The sequence below is a fragment of the Mesorhizobium sp. M0909 genome (assembly GCF_040319515.1).
GTDB lineage: Bacteria > Pseudomonadota > Alphaproteobacteria > Rhizobiales > Rhizobiaceae > Mesorhizobium.
This window is the reverse complement of sequence record NZ_JAMYOA010000050.1, coordinates 1-4,193: the sequence shown is the minus strand read 5'-3', so window position 1 is coordinate 4,193 and position 4,193 is coordinate 1. Positions and strand designations below refer to the sequence as shown.

At 61.8% G+C, this 4,193-nt stretch carries 4 protein-coding genes; 1 reads left to right on the top strand and 3 read right to left on the bottom strand.

Going from position 1 to position 4,193, the window contains the following annotated elements; all coding sequences use genetic code 11:
• Window positions 1-133: 133 nt before the first annotated feature.
• Genes NKH83_RS31330 through NKH83_RS31320 form a run of 3 tightly spaced genes read right to left on the bottom strand, consistent with a single transcriptional unit; the run spans window position 134 to window position 3,592 of the window.
• Window positions 134-1,099 (bottom strand): substrate-binding domain-containing protein, encoded by a 966-nt coding sequence (locus tag NKH83_RS31330; protein ID WP_352809012.1) that lies wholly within the window; start codon window positions 1,097-1,099, stop codon window positions 134-136.
• 22 nt (window positions 1,100-1,121) lie between these two features.
• Window positions 1,122-2,126 carry an ABC transporter permease gene (locus NKH83_RS31325; protein WP_352809010.1) on the bottom strand — a complete coding sequence of 335 codons (1,005 nt, stop codon included), beginning with the start codon at window positions 2,124-2,126 and terminating at the stop codon, window positions 1,122-1,124.
• Entirely contained in the window at window positions 2,123-3,592 is a 1,470-nt protein-coding gene (locus NKH83_RS31320) for an ATP-binding cassette domain-containing protein (protein ID WP_352809008.1), read from the bottom strand. The genes NKH83_RS31325 and NKH83_RS31320 overlap by 4 nt, the downstream gene beginning before the upstream one ends.
• A 166-nt stretch (window positions 3,593-3,758) precedes the next feature.
• Between NKH83_RS31320 and NKH83_RS31315 the strand changes: the two genes are divergently transcribed.
• Window positions 3,759-4,193, top strand: a 435-nt coding sequence (locus NKH83_RS31315; protein WP_352809006.1) for a LysR family transcriptional regulator, incomplete at its 3' end; no start/stop codon positions are given.

Here is a 4,193-nt window from a genome sequence, read left to right as displayed (position 1 = left end):
ACAGGTAAATTAATTGGCCACAAGATCCCACAAATTATGGTGGGTATGGATGAAGGGCTGCGCGGCCACGGTGGGTTTTCGTTGCTTGCGGTCTGGACCCGCCGGCCACGCCGGCGGGTCCATTGGGTGGCGGTCAGTTGCTGGGGGGAAAGACGCGGGCGATGACCTTCTTGGCCTCGGGACTGTCAACCTTGTCGGCCGTAACAAGAGGCATGACCAAGGCCAGATCCTGGGTCACCGGCGCGCCCGTCAGTGCGTTGTAGACCTGTTGGGTTCCGTCGATGCCTTGGCCCACTGCCTCCTGGAAGAAGATGCCCTGGAGCGCTCCTTTCTTGAGCAGCGCGATCGTGGTCGGCGAGCCGTCGGCTACGGTGATGCCGATCTTGCCGGTGAGGCCCCGGGTCTCGACCACCTTGGCGGCGCCGGTGCCGGCTTCGTCATACATGCCGTAGATGGCCTTGATGTCGGGATTCGCGGTCAAAAGGTCGTTTGCCTGGGTGACGGCCTCGTTGATTGTTAGACCGCGCGTTTCCAGCATCTGGACGAGGTCGCAGCCGTTGGCGGCAAACGCCTCCTTGGCGCCCTTTAGGTATTTCTGTGCATTCTCCCGGTCCTGCGGCAGCGACAGCATGCCAACCTTCTTGCCGCCACGCTCCTTGGCGAGCTCGCAGGTGAATTTCCCCTGCGCCTTGCCGGTCTCATAGTTGTTCGCGGTGACCGAGGACGTATAGTTGGTGAGGCCCGGCTGCGGCCCGATGCCGGCGAAGGCGATCGGCACTTTCTGCTTCGCCAGATAGTCGAGCAGCGGCGGTGTCGAGGTCGAGCTGACGGGGCCGATCACGATGGCCGCGACGCCTTTGGTCACGGCGATCCGAGCATTGTCCATCTGCTTGGCGGGTGAGTTTTCTGAGGTGTACTCGACATAATCCATGCCGAGTTCGTTGGCCTTCTCCTTGACGCCGTAGCCGACCCATTGCCAGTAGGAGATGTCCAGCGATGGGGCGATATAAGCGACGGCCTTCTTGTCTTCCGCGTATGATGCGCTGGACAAGGCGGCCGCCGCCGCCAATGCTGCAAGCAGGATTGTCTTTATTTTCATCTTGGTTCCTCCCGTTGATGATCTAGATGCGATTCTTGTTGCTGAAGCGGTCGATCAGAACCGCGAGCAGGATTGCGGCGCCGGTGACGGAGCCTTGCCAGAAGCTGTTCACGCCAATGAGGTTCACGCCGTTCTGGATGCAGGTGATCATCAGAGCGCCCAGGATGGCGCCGATCGCGCTCCCAGTTCCGCCAATTAGGCTGGCCCCTCCAATGACGACGGCGGCGATTGCCTGCAGCATCAGGCTGGCGCCGGCAGTGGCTTCGGCGTTAAGGATGTAGCTTACGGTCAACAGCCCGGCGAAAGAGGCGAGCAGGCCCGAAGCGACATAGGCAGCAAACTTGGTGCGCAGAACCGGAATGCCGAGCAGCCGGGCAGCAATTGCCGACGAGCCGACGGCAAAGAACCAGCGTCCGAGCACGACCTTGCGCAGGACGTATTCCAGCGCGATCATCAATATGATGCAGAACAGAAGATGGTTGGGGACGCCCGGGATAATCTCGCCCGAATTCAGGAGCCAGAAATCCGGCGCGCCGATCGGCATCGAACGACCATTCGTGACGATGAAGGCCAGACTGCCCGCCACCGCGTAGGTAATGAGCGTGACGACGAAAGGCGCGAGCCCAACGACCGTGACCAGAAGACCATTGATCGAGCCGAAGACAAGGCCGACGGCCAGGCCGGCAGCACTGGCGGTCAGTCCGTCGGCGCCACTGGCCATCGCCAGCGCGGTCACCATACCGGTCAAGGAAAAGACTGAACCGACCGAAAGATCGATGCCGCCGGTGACCACGACCAGCAAAACACCGAGTGACATGATGATGAGGGGCGCGGCGGCCTGGATGATGTTTTGCAAATTGCCCATGCTGAGTGCAGCGGGCACGAACATGCCGACGGCCAGCAGCAGGACGACGATTGCGGCGGCAATCGCGCCTTCCGTTCGGTAGGACAAAAGAACTGCTGGGACGCGCGAGTTGGTGGTCCGGAGTTTGTCGGTGGTCGTGGTGCCGTTGCTCGCGTCGGTCATGCCGCCATCCCCGTCAGTTCGGCGAGCCCGTCTTCGGTGTAGTGCTCTTCAGGCAGGAATCCCTTCGGCTGCCCATCGGTGTCAAAGGCGAAAATGGCGTCGCAAAGCTCGAGCAGTTCGACGTTCTCGGTCGACCACCAGATGATGATCGCGCCAGCGTCGGCCATCTCCCGGATCAAACCGTAAATGTCATGCTTGGTGCCGATGTCGACGCCACGCGTCGGCTCTTCCAGCACCACCATCCGGAGCGGCAGCCCAAGCCAGCGTGCGACGAGAAGCTTCTGCTGGTTGCCGCCGGACAACGAGGCCGGCAGGTCCCAGATCGAGCTGGCTTTCAACTTCAGCGCTGAAACGAGATCGTGACATTCCTGCCGCTCGGCTGCGGCCACGATCCGCCGTCTTTCGCGAACCCTGCGTGCTGCAAGCACGTTATCGACGATGGGCAGCTGCGAAAGGATCCCCTTGGTTGCGCGGTCGCCCGAAACAAAGCCGATACCGGCCCGCGCCGCTGCCGCTGGAGACGAGAAGCGGTCCGCAAAACCCTCGCCGGAAAGGCGCCAGCCAGCCCCGGGTCCGGCGCCCACCAGGGGAGCAATGAGGCCGGTCGGGCCTGCGGGCGCGCCGGCCAGTCCCAGGATGGTGCCGGACGAAATCGCTATCCTGACGTCGCCGAGGCCGAGGAGTTCGACTGGTATGCCCTGTCGGAGGTGTTTTTGCGGGTTGCGGTGCCTTGCCGGACGCTGCGCGTGTTGGCCCATCTGCTGGACGATTTCGGCGTCGCTGAGCGATGCAAGCGGCGTGGCATTCGCGATCGTGACGCCATCGCGCAAGATCGTGCAGACATCGCAGAGCGCGCGGATTTCCCGCATACGGTGAGAAACAAAGACGATGCCGATGCCTTCCTCGTGCACCAACCGCTTCAGCACCGAGAAGAGTTTGACAGTCTCGCCGGCAGTGAGATTGGCCGTGGGCTCGTCGAGAAGCAGCACTTCGGCTCCGGTGGAAAGGGCACGAGCGATCTCGACGATCTGGCCTTCGTGGAGGGACAATTTGCGTGCCGGCAGCTCGATGATCGCTTCGCCGATCGCTGGGTCAATCAGCCGGAGCGCTCCGAGCGCGGTTTCGCGCATGCGGCGACGGCTGATCTGCGACCAGCCCGACCTCGCATGCACAATGCCGATGTTTTCCGCGACCGACAGCTCGGGCAATAGCGCCAGCTCCTGATGCACCACCGCGATGATCGGGCTGGTGTGGTCGGCCTTCGACGAGGCGAAGCTAATATCGCCGGCATCGCGTGAGATCAGCCCGGTGATGATGCGGATCAGGGTGCTTTTGCCGGCGCCGTTGCCGCCCAGGAGCGCGTGGATTTCGCCAGGCCGGACCTGAAAACTCACGCCCCGAAGGACCCGTGTTGCGCCGTAGTTCTTCTCGACATTGGAAGCCTCGATCAGGGGCTTCCGGGTCAACGGCTGTCCGACTACCTGCACATTGCCGGCACTACCCAACCTTTGGACTGCACCCGGTTCCATTCTGTATCTCCTCCCGAGACCACAGGAGGATGCGACCGATTGACATTCGGCTCAATTCTCGTTTCTTAACATTCTGTGTAGCTGAGCTTAACTGACGAGCACGATGTCAGACATCAAGTTCAATTCGATGACGCATTTCGAGGCGGTCGCGCGGCTCGGCGGCGTGGCAAAGGCCGCGCAGGAATTGCAGGTGACACCTTCGGCGGTCAGCCAGCAGCTGCGGCTGCTCGAACACCAACTCGGGGTCCGGCTTTTTCAGCGCGAAAAGCGCCATCTCTCGCTCACGATCGACGGTGAGCGGCTCTTCCAGACCACCACCCAGGCTTTCGAATCCATACGCGAGGTGCGTAATGCCATTGTGCGGCAGCGCGAAAGCTTTCAGCTCAGCCTGCGCGTCAGTCCTTCCTTCGGTGAGAAATGGCTGGCGCCTCGGTTGGCCGAGTTCAGCAAGGCCTATCCGAGCTGGAATTTGCGCGTCGACGCCACGCCCAATTTCTCGGATTTCGAAACGGAGGTCATCGATCTCGATCTTCGTTAT

Bases quoted from the DNA above. Each gene is read 5' to 3' on its own strand.
- NKH83_RS31325 (WP_352809010.1), bottom strand. From the start codon at position 2,126: ATGACCGACGCGAGCAACGGCACCACGACCACCGACAAACTCCGGACC.
- NKH83_RS31330 (WP_352809012.1), bottom strand. From the start codon at position 1,099: ATGAAAATAAAGACAATCCTGCTTGCAGCATTGGCGGCGGCGGCCGCC.